This window comes from Nocardioides sp. QY071 (genome assembly GCF_029961765.1).
Taxonomy (GTDB): domain Bacteria; phylum Actinomycetota; class Actinomycetes; order Propionibacteriales; family Nocardioidaceae; genus Nocardioides.
The window spans coordinates 907211-922040 of the sequence record NZ_CP124681.1 but is presented as its reverse complement, the minus strand read 5'-3'; the positions used below and the strand labels follow the sequence as shown (position 1 = coordinate 922040).

Genomic DNA, 14830 nt, shown 5'->3' with positions numbered 1-14830 from the left:
CTCAGGCATGATCGGACCGTGCACTCGAAGGGCTTACGGATTGGTATCGGCTCCGACGTCCACCGCCTGGTCCCCCGCGGCCCGCAGGACCCACCTCTGGCGCTCGGCGGCCTGACCTGGCCCGACGAGGACGTGCGCCTCGAAGGTCACTCCGACGCGGACGTCGCCGCCCACGCGGCCTGCGACGCCCTCCTGTCGGCGGCGGGCCTGGGCGACCTCGGCAGCAACTTCGGTACGGCGGAGCCCGCGTGGGCGGGCGCGAGCGGCGCCGCGCTGCTCGGCGAGACCCGCCGCCGGGTCGAGGCGGCCGGCTTCTCGGTCGTCAACGTGGCCGTCCAGGTGATCGGCAACCGCCCGAAGGTCGGACCGCGGCGCGCCGAGGCGGAGGCCGCGCTCACCGACGTCCTCGGCGCCCCGGTCTCCCTGTCGGCCACCACCACCGACGGGCTCGGCCTCACCGGGCGCGGCGAAGGTGTCGCGGCCATCGCGAACGCGCTGCTGTCCTCCTGACCGCTCTTCCTGCGACACGCTGTCGCGCACCGGCCCCGGGCGTGGCAGGGTGGGACGCCGAGACCGACATGGGGGTAGCGATGTCCGACCACACCGTCATCACCGAGGACGGGCTGCGCCTCCACGTCACCGTGCGCGGCCGCGACGACGCGCCGCTCACGGTGCTGCTGTCCCACTGCTGGACGGCCGAGGAGTCGGACTGGCACTACCAGGTCACCGACCTGCTGGCCCGCTACGGCCGCGACGTCCGGGTGATCACCTGGGACCACCGCGGACACGGCAGGTCCGACCGCGCTCCCGAGTCGGCCTGCACGATCCCGCACCTCGCCCGCGACCTGGGCCTGGTCGTCGACACGTGCGCCCCGGACGGACCGCTGGTCGTCGCCGGGCACTCGGTCGGTGGGATGACGATCACCGCGATCCCCGAGGAGCGCCCGGACCTGATGGCGCGCATCGTCGGCACCCTGTTCGTCAGCACGACCAGCGGCGAGCTGTCGAAGGTGACCCTCGGCCTGCCCGCGGTCGCCGGCGGGCTGCTGCGCGACCGGCTGCCGTTCATCCTGGCCAACCGGTCGCGGATGCTCAGCTTGAGCCGCCGCGAGAAGTTCCCGACCATCGAGCGGCAGGTCGCCCGCCGGTTCCTGTTCGGCCGCCCGGCCCGCTCCCGCGACGTCGCGCTCGTGGTCGACCAGCTCGTCCACGCCGCGCCCGAGACCATGTCCGGCTTCTTCAAGGACATGATGAACCACGACCGGATCGGCAACCTGTCGGCCTTCGACGACATCCCGACCACTGTCCTGGTCGGCACCCGTGACCTGCTCACCCCGCCCGAGCACGCCGGCAAGATCGCCCGCGGCATCCGTGGCGCCCGCCTGCTCGTCGCCCCCGACGCCGGCCACTACCTGCCGTTCGAGCGCCGCGAGCTGGTCAGCGACGAGCTGTTCGCGCTCATCGACCGGGCGCTGGCTGGTCTGAACCGCGCCCCATACGAAATGGTCGCAAACGAGCGCAGAGGACGACCGAATCGCATGGGGCGCGGTGCTCACTAGGCTCGGCAGGGTGAGACCCGCTCCTACCGCCGCCGTCGTCGTCCTCGCCGCCGGGAGCGGCAGCCGCGTGGGGGCCGAGGTCAACAAGATCCTGCTCCCATTGCGCGGCCGGCCGATACTCGCCTGGTCGGTGCTCACCGCGCTGGAGGTGCCGGGCGTCGACCCGGTCGTCGTGGTGCACCGCCCCGGCGAGCGCGCCGACGTCGGTGCCGCGCTGCTGCCGGTGATCGGCGAACGCGACGTGCTGCTCGTCGAGGGTGGCGCGACCCGGCAGGAGTCCGAGCAGGCGGCGTTGGCCGCGCTCGCGCCGCGGGTGGCCGACGGCAGCCTCGACGTCGTCGCGATCCACGACGGCGCCCGGCCGCTCGCGACGGTGGCGCTGTTCGAGGCGACGATCGCGACGGCACGCGAGCACGGGGGCGCCGTACCGACCCACGAGCTGGCGGGCCTGCTCCCCCGCGACCCGACCGCCGCTCCCGCACCGGGTGGGACGGGCACCCGGCTGGTGGGCGTCGCGACCCCGCAGGCGTTCCGAGCCGCCCCACTGCTGGCTGCGTATGCGGCGGCCGCGGACGCCGGCTTCGACGGCACCGACACGGCGGCGGCCTTCGCCGCGTTCGCGCCCGCCGGGCAGGAGGTGTGGGCGGTGCCCGCCGACCCGGGCAACCTCAAGGTGACCTTCGCCGAGGACCTGCGGGTCGCCGAGCGGCTGCTCGCCTAGATGTGATGCCCAGCCAGGTTGTCCAGCCTGGTGATGGGTGCGGCCTTCCCGATTGCTGAGTGGGGCCGGTGGTGGTTGTACTCGTGGATCCATGCTGGCAGAGCGGCGAGCCGGGCTGACTCGGAGTTGTAGAACTTCTTGAATGCCCAGCCTTCGGCCAGGGTGCGGTGGAAGCGCTCGATCTTGCCGTTGGTCTGCGGACGGTAGGGCCGAGTCTTCTTCGGCGTGATGCCCAGATCGGCACAGGTGTCGCGCCACAAGTGGGACTTGTAGCAGCTGCCGTTGTCGCTGAGCACGCGCTTCACGACGACGCCGCGTTCGGCGAACCAGGCGACCGCGTTCTTGAGGACCTCGGCCGCGGTCTCCTTGGTCTCGTCGTCGTGAGCCTCGACGTAGGCCACGCGGGAGTGGTCGTCGACAACGGTGTGCAGGTAACAGGTCCCGATCACCGGGTTGCGCCACTTGTTGCGAGGCACGCCTGTTCGCGCGACTGTGGCCGACCGGTTCTTCTCGCCCTGCTGACGCCCGACGTAGCGCCAGCCGCCGCCGTCGGGGACCTTGCCGAGTTTCTTGACGTCGACATGCATCAGGTCGCCGGGCTTCTCGTGCTCGTAGCGGCGGATCGGCTCGCCGGTGGCGCGGTCGATGTGGGAGAGGCGGTTGATCCGGCAGCGGACCAGGACCGCGTGCACGGTCGAGGCAGGCATGTTGAGGCGGTCGGCGATCTCGACGGGGCCGAGTCGCTGCTTCCAGCGCAGGTGCACGATCTTGCGCACGATCGGCGCCGGTGTGCGGTTCGGCTGCCGATGCGGGGCTGAGGACCGGTCGAGCATTCCGTCCGGTCCCTCGTCGCGGTAGCGATCGGCCCACTTCTTCGCTGTGCGCCACGAGACGTCGTAGCGCTCGGCAGCTCGAGCTGGCGGCCAGCCGTGATCGACGATCAGGCGCGCAAGACGTAGGCGCGCACGTGGGGTCAGGGCTGCGTTGGCATGGGTAGCGTGTGACACGAAGGCCTCCTGCGGTGGGAGCGGTTCCTAGACAGCTCCACTCCACACCCGGGAGGCCTTCGTCCATCTACAGCTCAGACCGTGTCGTCACACGATCTCGACCAACGTGCCTGGGCATCACACCTAGATGACTACGGCCGGCAGCCGCACCGTCACCTGAAGGCCGCCGCCGGGCTGTGCGACCAGGGTGAGGGTGCCGTCGTGCGCCTCGGCGATGCTCCGCGCGATCGCCAGCCCGAGCCCGGCACCGGCGTGACCGCCCTGACTCCGCTGCCCGGGCTCGACATGGGTGCGCGCCGAGCCGCGCTGGAACGGCTCGGCGAGCGTGGCGACCAGGTCCGGGTGGAGCAGCGCGCCGGTGTTCTCGACGCTCAGCACCGCCGCCCCCGTCTCCCGGCGGGTGGTGACGCGCACCCGGCCGCCCTCGGGGAGGTTGTGCACGATCGCGTTGTGGGTGAGGTTCGTGGTCAGCTGCAGCAGCAGTGCCGGCTCCCCCTGGGCGATCGCGAGGTCACCCGAGGTCTCGAGGACGATGTCGCGCGCCTCGGCGAGCGGCAGCAGCGTCTCGGTGGCCTCCTCCGCGAGCAGCGAGAGGTCGACGTCCTCGCGGGCGAACGAGCGCCGGTCGGCCCGGCTGAGCACGAGCAGCGCCTCGATCAGGTCGATGGCGCGGGTGTTGACGGCGTACAGGCTTTCGACGAGACGGGTCGGGTCGCGGGTCGGGTCCTTGCGGGCCAGCTCCAGCAGGGTCTGGGTGATGGTCAGCGGCGTGCGCAGCTCGTGGGAGGCGTTGGCGGCGAACCGCTGTTGCTCGGCGACGTGCGCGTCGAGCCGCGCGAGCATGCTGTCGAACGCGTCGGCGAGCTCTCGGAACTCGTCGTCGCGCCCGCGCAGCCGGATCCGGTGGGTGAGCGATCCGCCGGCCGCCCGGCGGGTGGCCTCGGTGATCCTGCCGAGCGGCGCGAGCATCCGTCCGGCCAGCAGCCAGCCGCCGCCGAGCCCGCAGACCAGCAGGAAGCCCAGCACCAGCGCGGCCTTCGGCCAGAACGCCTCCCACAGGTCCGAGCGGCCCGGGATGAACAGGTACGGCGAGCGCGGCCCGCCGCCCGGGAGGTCCTGGGTCGGCACGGTGACCGCCTGGTCGGGCACGTAGCGCAGCAGGAACAGCCACACGACGGCGAGCAGCAGCGCACCGGCGAGGAGCAGGAAGCCGGCGTAGCTGAGCGTCAGCCGGAGCCGGACGCTGGGCCCGGGGCGCCTAGACATCGGCCGCGACATCGATCCGGTACCCGACCCCGGCGACGGTGGCGATCACCCACGGCTCGCCGAGCCGCTTGCGCAGCGCCGAGACGGTGATCCGGACGGCGTTGGTGAACGGGTCGGCGTTCTCGTCCCAGGCCCGCTCGAGCAGCTCCTCGGCGCTCACGACACCGCCCTCTGCGGCCACGAGGACCTCCAGCACCGCGAACTGCTTGCGGGTGAGCGCGACGTACCGGCCGTCGCGATGCACCTCGCGGCGGAACGGGTCCAGGCGCACCCCGGCGATCTCGCGGACCGGCGGTCGGTGGTGCGCGCGACGGCGGTCGAGCGCGCGCAGCCGGAGCACCAGCTCGGCGAGCTCGAACGGCTTGGTGAGGTAGTCGTCGGCGCCGAGCCCGAAGCCGGAGGCCTTGTCGTCGAGCCGGTCCGCGGCGGTGAGCATCAGGATCGGCATCCCAGTGCCGGAGGCGACGATGCGCCGCGCGATCTCGTCGCCCGAGGGGCCGGGCACGTCACGGTCGAGGACCGCGATGTCGTAGGCGTTGACGCTGAGCAGGTCGAGCGCGGTGTCGCCGTCACCGGCGATGTCGGCCGCGATCGCCTCCAGGCGCAGTCCGTCGCGGACGGCCTCGGCCAGGAGAGGCTCGTCCTCGACGATCAGCACCCGCACTCCTCGAATGCTACGAGCCGCCGGATATCGCGGGTGTATCGAAAAACCGATACGCCCTCGCAACGTCGCGCTGCCTTGACTCGTCGCATGACCACTTCCCCCACCCGTCCGGTCTTCCTCCTCCTCGTTGTGTTCGTCCTGCTCGGTGCCGTCGGCTACCGCTCCCTCGCCTCGACCTCGTCGGCGGCCGACTCCGGCCCGGTCGGCGACGGCGAGCTGCCGGACGGCACGTCGGTGTACGACGACGAGCACTCCGGCGTGACCGAGCTCGACCCCGACCTGCTGCGCGCACTGCGCCGCGCCGCGACGGCCGCGGTCGACGACGGCGTCGACCTCGTCGTCAACAGCGGCTGGCGCTCGCGGTCCTACCAGCAGCGGCTGCTCGACGAGGCGGTCGCGACCTACGGCTCCCGCGAGCAGGCCGCCCGCTGGGTGTCCACCCCCGACAACTCGCCGCACGTGTCCGGCGACGCCGTGGACATCGGTCCGGCGCGGGCGGCGGCGTGGCTGGGGACGAACGGCGCGCGGTACGGCCTGTGCCGGATCTACGACAACGAGCCCTGGCACTTCGAGCTGCGGCCCAAGGCGGTCGACGACGGCTGCCCGGAGAGGTACGCCGACCCGACCCGGGACCCGCGCAACCGCTAGGGTAGCGCTGTTCAATGGCGCCGTCGCGAGCGTCGCGAGGCGCGTGCGATGGCAAGGCGCAGGCGCGAAGGCATGCTGGGCGCACGTCGAGCGTCTGCAACGCAGCCAGCGTGCGTGCATCGCGGCGCGCAGCAGGCGGGATTGATCAGCGCTTCCCTAGCGCGGGTCGGTGAGCGCCTCGAGCACCGCGAGGTCGGCCTCGACGGCGATCCGCCGCGCCTCGGGCGGCGCCTCGACGAGCAGCACCCGCTCCGCGCCGTACCGCTGGCGCAGGGTGCTCACCAGCGCCGTGAAGTCGGTCGTGGGCAGCCGGCCGCCGTCGCCGAGCAGGTCGGCGACGACCGCGGCGGGCAGCACCACGGGCGAGCAGACGGCGACGAGGGCGTCGCGGTCGACCGTCGTACCGAGGAGGTCACCGTGCACCTCCTTGACCGTGTCGGTGACCGGGCGGACCCCGACCACGACCCGGTCCTCGACCGCGGCCCGCTCGGCGCAGCGGCGCAGGAACTCCGGCGGGGTCATCGGGCACAGCGGGTCGTGCAGGAGCAGCGGCTCCTCGCGCTCGACGACGGCCGCCCAGGGCACGGTCTGGTCGAGCAGGTCGACCCCGGCCTCGCCCACGGCCCACGCGGCCGCGGCCACGAGGGACTCGCCATGGATCAGGTGGAACGGGAGGGCGCCACGGCCCTCCTCGACCACGATCCCGGCGACGGGGGCAAAAAGGTCGACGGCGTCATACGGGTGCGGGTTCATCGGAACCCACCGTATGACGCCGTCGGCGCGTTGCTGGAGGTGCCTACGAGGCGAGCACCTCGTCGAGGATGGTCTCGGCCTTGTCCTCGTTGGTGTTCTCGCACAGGGCGAGCTCGGAGACGAGGATCTGGCGCGCCTTGGCCAGCATCCGCTTCTCACCCGCGGACAGGCCGCGGTCACGCTCGCGGCGCCACAGGTCGCGCACGACCTCGGCCACCTTCATGACGTCGCCACTGTGGAGCTTCTCGAGGTTCGCCTTGTAGCGCCTCGACCAGTTGGTCGGCTCCTCGACGTGCTCCGCGCGGAGCACTCCGAAGACCCGGTCCAGCCCGTCCTTGTCCACGACATCCCGAACACCCACGAGATCCAGGTTGTCGGCCGGCACACGGACCACGAGGTCCTGCTGGGCGACAATCCGAAGCACGAGGTACTGCCGTTCCTGGCCCTTGATCGTCCGCATCTCGATGTTCTCGATGACCGCGGCCCCGTGATTGGGGTAGACGACCGTTTCGCCGACGGTGAAAGTCATATGAGCAAAACCCCTTCCTAGGTGACCTATCTTACCACGCCTTCTACGACTCTCCGAATGCGTTTGCGCAGGTCAGGGGCACAATCGGCGGCTTGACAAGTGGCCAGTCGTATGGTCCGGGCGGGTCGTCGCAGTGTGGGACACGTCACTTGCCGGGGCACGGCGGCCGGTCCCGCCCGATCGGCGGGCCCGCCCCCATGCTGGTCGGCCGTGGTCAATACTGCTCGCCATGGCGAAGATGCAGCGCTGGCGACGCAGCCGGGCTTCGGAGGAGGGGACCCTGGCGACGGAGACCCCCGACGAGGCCTCCGAGGAGACCCCGGAGCAGACCTCCGACGTCGAGGTCGCGGAGGACGTCGAGGTCGCGGAGGACGTCGAGGTCGCGGAGGACGTCGAGGATCTGGAGCACCCGCCACTCCCCCAAGTACCGGATCGCTCGGGGGTCAGCGGCTGGCTGTTCGGCGGCCGCAACCCCGCCGAGGTGCTCCCCCTCCAGCTGCTGCAGGCCGCGCACGCAAAGCAGGCGATCACCACAGCGCTCGCGATGGGACTGGTCGCCGCGGTGGCCGGGCGCCCGGCGCGTGAGGCGGGCGTCGTACTCGTCACGGTGCTGGTCGGCCAGACCATCCTCGGCTGGCACAACGACATCGTCGACCGCCAGCGCGACCAGGCGCACGGCCTGACCGGCAAGCCGGTCGGCGCGGGCCGGCTCGAGGTCGGCACCGTCTGGTACGCCATCGTCGTCGCGTTCCTGCTGCTCGTGCCGCTCGCCACGACGACCGGCGTGCGCGCCGGCGCCTACTACCTCGGCTCGGTGGCCGTGGCCATGCTCGGCAACATCGTGCTGCGCACCGGGTTCTTCTCGTGGTGGTCGTGGGCGGCGTCGTTCGCCCTGCTGCCGGCGTACCTGTCCTGGGGCGGCTGGGGCGGCAAGGCCGTCGGCAGCGCGCCCGAGCCGGCGATCGTGGTGCTCGCCGCGCTGCTCGGCGTCGGGATCCACTTCATGCGGGCCGTGTGGGGCCTGGTCGCCGACCACGAGGACGGCTGGACCTACCTGCCGCTCAAGCTCGGGCTCAAGCTCGGCGCGACCCGGCTGCTCGCGCTCTCGACCCTGTTCAGCGTCGGCGTCGTCGTCGCGCTGGTCGTGGTCGGCGCCCGGGTCGGTCTGAGCCGCTGAGCGACCCGCCGTCGCGCAACGCTAGAGTGAGCCCGCTTCGACCCCACCTGACCCGGAGGCCTTCCGCCATGCCCCACCTGCGCCGATCCGCGCTCGCCGGCCTGCTGCTGGCCGTCGTTCCCGCCACCGCCCTGAGCGGCTGCGGGTTCCACTACCCGACCGACCGGGTCAACACCATCTCCTCCGGCGTCAACGACCGCACCGGCGACGTCGACGCGCTCGGCATCCGGGTCCTCGCGACCGCGAAGGGCGAGGGCCGGCTGATCGGCGCGCTGTCCAACAACGTGCGCAAGGACGCCTCGCTCGAGTCCGTGTCCTCGACCGCGGGCATCTCCGCCGGCGAGTTCGAGCCGGTCGAGGTCGCGGGCCGGGGCACGGTCAACCTGGCCACCGCGGCCGACGTACCGCTCACCGGCAACTTCACCGCCGGCGACGTCGTCCCGCTCGACCTGACGTTCAGCGACGGTACGACGCTGAGCCTCGACGTCCCGGTCGTCAAGCCGTGCTACCAGTACACCGCGGTGCCCACTCCCACGCCCAGCGAGTCCGCCTCGGAGAAGGCCACCGACGGTGCGGCCGCCGACGCCGCCGCCGAGGAGGAGGGCGACGAGGCTCACGCCGACGAGACCGGCGACGCGACCTTCGACTGCTCCGACGAGGCCCCGGCGCCCGAGAGCGAGCACTGATGACGTTCACGCTCGTCCTGCTCCGCCACGGCGAGAGCGAGTGGAACGCGAAGAACCTCTTCACCGGCTGGGTCGACGTCGCGCTGACCGAGAAGGGGCGCGGCGAGGCGGTCCGCGGCGGCGAGCTCCTCGCGGAGGCCGGCATCCTGCCGGACGTCGTGCACACCTCACTGCAGCGCCGCGCGATCAACACCGCCGCGCTCGCGCTCGACGCCGCCGACCGGCACTGGATCCCGGTGCGTCGATCCTGGCGCCTCAACGAGCGCCACTACGGCGCCCTGCAAGGCAAGGACAAGGCCCAGGTCCGCGACGAGTACGGCGAGGAGCAGTTCATGCTCTGGCGCCGCTCGTTCGACGTCCCCCCGCCGCCGCTGGACGACAGCGACCCCTACTCGCAGTCCGGTGACCCGCGCTACGCCGACCTCGGCGACGAGCTGCCCCGCGCGGAGGCGCTCAAGCAGGTCATCGACCGGCTGCTCCCCTACTGGGACGCCGGCATCGTGCCGGACCTGCGCGCCGGCCACACCGTCCTCATCGCGGCCCACGGCAACAGCCTGCGCGCGATCGTCAAGCACCTCGACCAGATGAGCGACGCCGACATCACCGGCCTCAACATCCCCACCGGGATGCCGCTGGTCTACGAGCTCGACGAGGACACCCTCGCCCCGGTCGTCCCCGGTGGCCGCTACCTCGACCCCGAGGCCGCCGCCGAGGCTGCTGCCGCCGTCGCCAACCAGGGCCGCTGACCCCAGCAGCCCCATTGGCCACAAGTTTCACCGGCTGGCCGGTGAAACTGTCGCTGGGCCGAGGAAGAATCCTCGTCCAACCGCGAGTTTCACCGGTCGGCCGGTGAAACTGGCTTCTCAGCCCGCCAGCACCCCGTCCGCGACGACGGCGAGCATCGAGCGCGCGGCCGCCGGGTCGAGCTCGCTGTTGTCGACGACCGCGGCGACCCCGCCGACCAGCCGGCACAGCTGCAGCGCGTCGACGTCACCGCGCAGCGCACCCTCCGCACCCAGCGCGTCGATGACCCGCTGGTTGGCGTTGAGGTAGGTGCGGCACTTCGCGGCGAAGGGTGAGCCCTCGTCGCCCAGCGCGCTGGTGATCCGCCAGGCGGCGCCCTTGTGGCGGGTGAGGAACTCGACGTACGCGTCGAACCAGGCGAGCATCCGTTCGCGGGCGCTGCCCTCGCCGGCGAGCGCCTTCTCGGCGGCCGCATTCACGGTCTCGACCCACGCCTGGATGGCGGCGTCGTAGAGAGCCTCCTTGGTCGGGAAGTGGCGGTAGAGCGTCCCGACGCCGACCCCGGCGGTCTTGGCGACCTCGTCCATCGAGACGGCGTCGTAGCCCTTCTCGCGGAACAGCTGGCGGGCGATGTCCGCTATCCGCTCACGGTTGCGTACGGCGTCGGCGCGCACTCGGGTCCCCTTTTCCCTTGCTAAACGGAGACACTCTCCGTATCGTTGAGGACTAACCGGAGTCATCCTCCGCTAAAGAGTACCTCGGCCTCACCCGCCAGAACAGGACATCACCCTTGTCTTCCTCCACACTCACTCCCGTGGCACCCCGGGCAACCGCCCGGACCACCACCTCCGCGGGCATCTTCATCGTGCTGCTCGCCCAGCTCATGCTGGTCCTCGACTCCGCCGTCATGAACGTCGGACTGCCCCACATCGCCAGCGACCTCCACTTCGGCGCCGCGTCGCTGTCGTGGGTCCTCAACGGCTACGCGCTCGCCTTCGGCGGCCTGCTGCTCCTCGGCGGACGGCTCGGCGACGTCTTCGGCCGCCTCACGGTCTTCTGGATCGGGCTGGCGGTGTTCACCGTCTTCTCGCTGCTCGGCGGCCTGGCCACCGAGCCCTGGATGCTCGTCACCGCCCGCGCCCTCCAGGGCGTCGGGGCCGCGGTCGCCGCTCCGTCGGTGCTCGCCCTGATCACCACGACGGCCCGCGACGAGGCCGCCCGCAACCGCGCCCTCGCGCTCTTCACAGCCGTCTCCTCCGGCGGCGCCGCGCTCGGCATGCTGCTCGGCGGCGTCCTCACCGACGTGCTCAACTGGCGCTGGACGCTGTTCATCAACGTGCCGATCGGCCTCGCGGTCCTGGCGACCGTACGCCGCCACGTCGCCGACACGCCCCGCCGCCCCGGCCGGTTCGACGTGGTCGGCGCGATCACCTCGACCGGTGCGGCGGCCACGCTGGTCTGGACACTCATCAAGGCGCCCGAGCACGGCTGGCTCTCCGCCCCGACCCTCCTCGGCCTGGCTCTGGCCGTCGGCCTCGCCGTCGCCCTGGTCGTCACCGAGCGGCGCCACAGCCACCCGCTCCTCCGCCTGGGCCTGCTGCGCAGCCGGACCCGGGTCGCCACCCTGGTCACCATGGCGGCGCTGTACGGCGGCATGCTCGCCACGTTCTTCCTGATGGTCCAGTACTTCGAGGAGGACCTGGGCTACGGCCCGCTGCAGACCGGGTTCGCGTTCCTGCCGATCCCGCTGAGCGTGTTCACGATGTCGCGGATCACGCCGCGCCTGGTGGCCCGCTTCTCGCAGCCGCCGATCATCGTCGCCGGCGCGGTCGGCGTACTCACCAGCTTCGTGCTGCTCAACCGGATCGACGCCTCGACCAGCTACTGGACCGGTGTCTTCCCGGCCCTGCTGGCGATGGGCCTGAGCATGGGCGGCAGCTTCATGCCGATCACCTCGCTGGCCCTGCAGGGCGTCGAGCCCGAGCACGCCGGCTCGGCCTCGGGCCTGCTGCAGACCATGCAGCAGCTCGGCGGTGCGGTCGGCCTGGCCGTCATCGCGTCGGTGTACGCCTCCCACGGCGTACCCGGCGACTTCCTCGCCGGTGCCCACGCCGGCTTCGCGGCGGCCTCGGTGATCGCGGCGCTCGGACTGGTGAGCGCGGCGACGATGCTCGCCCGGCCGCGGGCGGTCGTGGCGGAGCGCCGACCCGTCGCGAACTAGCCCGGAAATTCAGCCGACCCGGCAGAAAGTGTCTTCACGGAGAGGACACTTTCTGCCGGGTCGGCGCGATTTTCGAGCCCGTCCGAGCCGGGTCGGCGCGATTTTCGAGCCCGTCCGAGCCGGGTCGGCGCGATCTCGGAGCCCGTTCGAGCCGGGTCGGCGCGATCTCGGAGCCCGTTCGAGCCGGGTCGGTCAGGCGGCAGGAGCGGGGTGGTGGCCGGTCACGACGAAGATCACCCGGTTGGCGACCGAGACGGCGTGGTCGGCGATCCGCTCGTAGTAGCGGCCGAGCAGGGCGATGTCGACCGCGGCCTCGACGCCGTGGGTCCACTCCTCGCCGAGCAGCTCGGTGAAGCTGCGGCGGCGCAGCTGGTCCATCTCCTCGTCGTCGCGGCCCAGCGCGATGGCGGCCTCGACGTCGCGCCCCGAGATCACCTCGGTGACTCGGCCGACCATGTCCTCGGCGACCTCGGCCATCCGGGCCATGGTCGGGCGGACCTCCTCGGGTACGGCGACGTCCGGGACCCGCAGGCGGGCGATCTTGGCGACGTGGACGGACAGGTCGCCCATCCGCTCCAGCTCGCCGACCATGCGCAGCGCGGCCACCACGGTGCGCAGGTCACCGGCGACCGGCTGCTGCAGGGAGAGCAGCGCGAAGCAGGAGTCCTCGACCCTCTCGCGGGCACGGTCGATCTCCGCATCCTGGCTGATCACGGTCTCGGCGATCGAGGAGTTGCCGGTCATCAGGGCCTCGGTGGCCTCGCCGACGGCGGTCTGGACGCGGCGGGAGATTCCGGCGAGGTCGTCGAAGATCGCGTCGAGCTGGTCGGTGTAGGCATCACGCATGGGCCCGAGCGTACGGAGCCGAGGTGTCCGGCAAGCGTGGTGCGGTGAACGCGGGATGAACATCGCGAAGCACGACCTCGTTGATTCGGAACCCGGTGCTGCGCTCGCCGTACGATCGAGGCGTGGATCCGACGACGCAGGCCTTCCTGGCCGCGCTCCTCGGCGCCCTCGTGGCGGGCGGGGCCATGCTGGCATGGCACCTCAGCGACCGCCAGCAACGGGTCTACCAGACCCCCGAGGAGCCGCTGCTGCCCGACGGCGTTGCGGCGGTGCTCTCGGTGCTGCGCAGCAGCGCGGTCGTCGTCGACGAGTCCGACGCCGTCGTGAAGGCGTCGGCGCCGGCGTACGCCATGGGCTTCGTGCGCGGCACCACCCTGCTCTCCGACGAGCTCGGCGGCCTGATCCGTCAGGTACGACGCGACGGCCAGATCCGCGAGACCGAGCTGATCGTGCCGCGGGCGACCGGCACGCCGCGCCACGTCACCGCGCGCGTGGCGCCGCTGGGCTCGCGCCTGGTGCTGGCCCTGGTCGAGGACCGCACCCGCGAGCGCCAGGTCGACGCCGTACGACGTGACTTCGTGGCCAACGTGAGCCACGAACTGAAGACGCCGGTCGGCGCGATGCGCCTGCTCGCCGAGGCGGTCCAGGACGCGTCGGACGACCCCGAGGCGGTCTACCGGTTCGCGTCGCGGATGCTCACCGAGAGCGACCGCCTCTCGCGGCTGATCCAACAGATCATCGAGCTCTCGAGATTGCAGGGCGACGAGCCGCTCGACTCGCCGGTCCCCGTCTCGATCGACGACGTGGTCGCCTCCGCGGTCGACTTCGTCGACATGAACGCCAACGCCAAGGACATCCAGCTCATCGCCGAGGGCGAGGAGGGGCTCAAGGTCCTCGGCAGCGAGAAGCAGGTCGGCGCCGCCGTCTCCAACCTGGTGGCGAACGCCGTGGCCTACTCCGAGCCCAACTCCCGCGTCGTGGTGACCCGCAAGCGGGTCGGGCCCAACGTGGAGATCTCTGTCATCGACCAGGGCATCGGCATCCCCGAGGCCGAGGTCGAGCGCATCTTCGAGCGGTTCTACCGGGTCGACCCCGCACGACACCGCTCGACCGGCGGCACCGGCCTGGGGCTGTCGATCGTCAAGCACGTGGCCGCCACCCACGGCGGCGAGGTGCGCGTGTGGTCGGTGGAGGGGCAGGGCTCGACCTTCACCCTCACGTTGCCGCAGCACGCGCACCACGACGCGGAGGGGCCGTACCTGCGGCTCGCACCGCTCGCGTCCACCCCGGAATCGCCGGGCGGACGCACGAATGATCAGGAGGACGCATGACCCGGGTACTTGTCGTCGAGGACGAGGAGAGCTACAGCGACGCGCTCGCCTACCTGCTCCGCAAGGAGGGGTTCGAGGTCGCGATCGCTGCCGACGGCAACGAGGCGCTCAAGGAGTTCGACCGCAACGGCGCCGACATCGTGCTGCTCGACCTGATGCTTCCGGGCATCCCCGGCACCGAGGTGTGTCGCACCATCCGGCAGACGTCGAACGTGCCGGTGATCATGGTCAGCGCCAAGGACGACGAGGTGGACAAGGTGGTCGGGCTCGAGCTGGGCGCCGACGACTACGTCACCAAGCCGTACTCCCCCCGCGAGCTGGTCGCCCGGATCCGCGCGGTCCTGCGCCGCGGCATCGGCGACGAGCTGCTGCCCGACACCCTCGAGGCCGGGCCGGTCCGGATGGACGTCGAGCGCCACGTGGTCACCGTCGACGGCACCGAGCAGCGGCTGCCGCTCAAGGAGTTCGAGCTGCTCGAGATGTTCCTGCGCAACCCGGGCCGGGTGCTCACCCGCGGCCAGCTGATCGACCGGGTCTGGGGCTCCGACTACGTCGGCGACACCAAGACCCTCGACGTGCACGTCAAGCGGCTGCGCGCCAAGCTGGAGCCGGAGCCGAGCGAGCCGAAGTTCCTCGTCACGGTCCGCGGCCTGGGCTACAAGTTCGACGTCTGAAAAT

The 14830-nt window shown here is 71.7% G+C and carries 17 protein-coding genes; 10 read left to right on the top strand and 7 right to left on the bottom strand.

Going from position 1 to position 14830, the window contains the following annotated elements:
* The first annotated feature begins 18 nt into the window (after positions 1 to 18).
* The 3 genes from ispF (at position 19) to QI633_RS04350 (ending at position 2280) form a co-directional block, all read left to right on the top strand.
* On the top strand, positions 19 to 510 hold the full coding sequence (gene ispF / locus QI633_RS04360) for a 2-C-methyl-D-erythritol 2,4-cyclodiphosphate synthase (protein WP_141800257.1): 492 nt from the start codon (positions 19 to 21) through the stop codon (positions 508 to 510).
* Between the two features lie 80 nt (positions 511 to 590).
* Entirely contained in the window at positions 591 to 1559 is a 969-nt protein-coding gene (locus QI633_RS04355) for an alpha/beta hydrolase (protein WP_282428232.1), read from the top strand.
* A 10-nt stretch (positions 1560 to 1569) separates the two neighbouring features.
* Entirely contained in the window at positions 1570 to 2280 is a 711-nt protein-coding gene (locus QI633_RS04350; RefSeq protein ID WP_282428231.1) for a 2-C-methyl-D-erythritol 4-phosphate cytidylyltransferase, read from the top strand.
* On the opposite strand, the gene QI633_RS04345 is transcribed toward QI633_RS04350, so the two are convergent.
* The 3 genes from QI633_RS04345 to QI633_RS04335 form a co-directional block, all read right to left on the bottom strand.
* Positions 2277 to 3287 (bottom strand): IS481 family transposase, encoded by a 1011-nt coding sequence (locus QI633_RS04345; protein WP_282427691.1) that lies wholly within the window; start codon positions 3285 to 3287, stop codon positions 2277 to 2279. The genes QI633_RS04350 and QI633_RS04345 overlap by 4 nt on opposite strands.
* A 123-nt stretch (positions 3288 to 3410) precedes the next feature.
* Complete coding sequence (locus QI633_RS04340; protein WP_141800260.1) at positions 3411 to 4553, bottom strand: HAMP domain-containing sensor histidine kinase; 1143 nt, start codon at positions 4551 to 4553, stop codon at positions 3411 to 3413.
* Complete coding sequence (locus tag QI633_RS04335; RefSeq protein ID WP_141800261.1) at positions 4546 to 5217, bottom strand: response regulator transcription factor; 672 nt, start codon at positions 5215 to 5217, stop codon at positions 4546 to 4548. Before QI633_RS04335 ends, QI633_RS04340 begins: the two co-directional genes overlap by 8 nt.
* Positions 5218 to 5304: 87 nt before the next feature.
* Between QI633_RS04335 and QI633_RS04330 the strand changes: the two genes are divergently transcribed.
* Positions 5305 to 5865 carry a M15 family metallopeptidase gene (locus QI633_RS04330; protein ID WP_141800262.1) on the top strand — a complete coding sequence of 187 codons (561 nt, stop codon included), beginning with the start codon at positions 5305 to 5307 and terminating at the stop codon, positions 5863 to 5865.
* A 156-nt stretch (positions 5866 to 6021) separates the two neighbouring features.
* Here the strand turns inward: QI633_RS04330 and QI633_RS04325 are convergent, their stop codons facing one another.
* Positions 6022 to 6618, bottom strand: coding sequence for a 2-C-methyl-D-erythritol 4-phosphate cytidylyltransferase (locus QI633_RS04325; protein ID WP_141800263.1), 597 nt, complete (start codon positions 6616 to 6618; stop codon positions 6022 to 6024).
* 43 nt (positions 6619 to 6661) lie between these two features.
* Positions 6662 to 7147, bottom strand: coding sequence for a CarD family transcriptional regulator (locus tag QI633_RS04320; RefSeq protein ID WP_028654642.1), 486 nt, complete (start codon positions 7145 to 7147; stop codon positions 6662 to 6664).
* Between the two features lie 229 nt (positions 7148 to 7376).
* On the opposite strand from QI633_RS04320, the gene QI633_RS04315 reads away from it, so the two are divergent.
* The 3 genes from QI633_RS04315 (at position 7377) to QI633_RS04305 (ending at position 9756) form a co-directional block, all read left to right on the top strand.
* Complete coding sequence (locus tag QI633_RS04315; RefSeq protein ID WP_282428230.1) at positions 7377 to 8324, top strand: hypothetical protein; 948 nt, start codon at positions 7377 to 7379, stop codon at positions 8322 to 8324.
* A 68-nt stretch (positions 8325 to 8392) separates the two neighbouring features.
* Positions 8393 to 9010, top strand: coding sequence for a hypothetical protein (locus QI633_RS04310; protein WP_282428229.1), 618 nt, complete (start codon positions 8393 to 8395; stop codon positions 9008 to 9010).
* Complete coding sequence (locus QI633_RS04305; RefSeq protein WP_282428228.1) at positions 9010 to 9756, top strand: phosphoglyceromutase; 747 nt, start codon at positions 9010 to 9012, stop codon at positions 9754 to 9756. Before QI633_RS04310 ends, QI633_RS04305 begins: the two co-directional genes overlap by 1 nt.
* Before the next feature lie 117 nt (positions 9757 to 9873).
* On the opposite strand, the gene QI633_RS04300 is transcribed toward QI633_RS04305, so the two are convergent.
* Positions 9874 to 10428 carry a TetR/AcrR family transcriptional regulator gene (locus tag QI633_RS04300; RefSeq protein WP_141801228.1) on the bottom strand — a complete coding sequence of 185 codons (555 nt, stop codon included), beginning with the start codon at positions 10426 to 10428 and terminating at the stop codon, positions 9874 to 9876.
* Between the two features lie 140 nt (positions 10429 to 10568).
* On the opposite strand from QI633_RS04300, the gene QI633_RS04295 reads away from it, so the two are divergent.
* On the top strand, positions 10569 to 11975 hold the full coding sequence (locus tag QI633_RS04295) for an MFS transporter (RefSeq protein WP_282428227.1): 1407 nt from the start codon (positions 10569 to 10571) through the stop codon (positions 11973 to 11975).
* Positions 11976 to 12167: 192 nt separating this feature from the next.
* Here QI633_RS04295 and phoU read toward each other — a convergent pair whose 3' ends face one another.
* Entirely contained in the window at positions 12168 to 12821 is a 654-nt protein-coding gene (phoU, locus tag QI633_RS04290; protein WP_141800267.1) for a phosphate signaling complex protein PhoU, read from the bottom strand.
* Between the two features lie 122 nt (positions 12822 to 12943).
* Here phoU and QI633_RS04285 point away from each other — a divergent pair, with 122 nt between their 5' ends.
* Complete coding sequence (locus QI633_RS04285; protein WP_282428226.1) at positions 12944 to 14152, top strand: ATP-binding protein; 1209 nt, start codon at positions 12944 to 12946, stop codon at positions 14150 to 14152.
* On the top strand, positions 14149 to 14826 hold the full coding sequence (locus tag QI633_RS04280) for a response regulator transcription factor (RefSeq protein ID WP_141004123.1): 678 nt from the start codon (positions 14149 to 14151) through the stop codon (positions 14824 to 14826). Before QI633_RS04285 ends, QI633_RS04280 begins: the two co-directional genes overlap by 4 nt.
* The last annotated feature ends 4 nt before the right edge of the window (positions 14827 to 14830 follow it).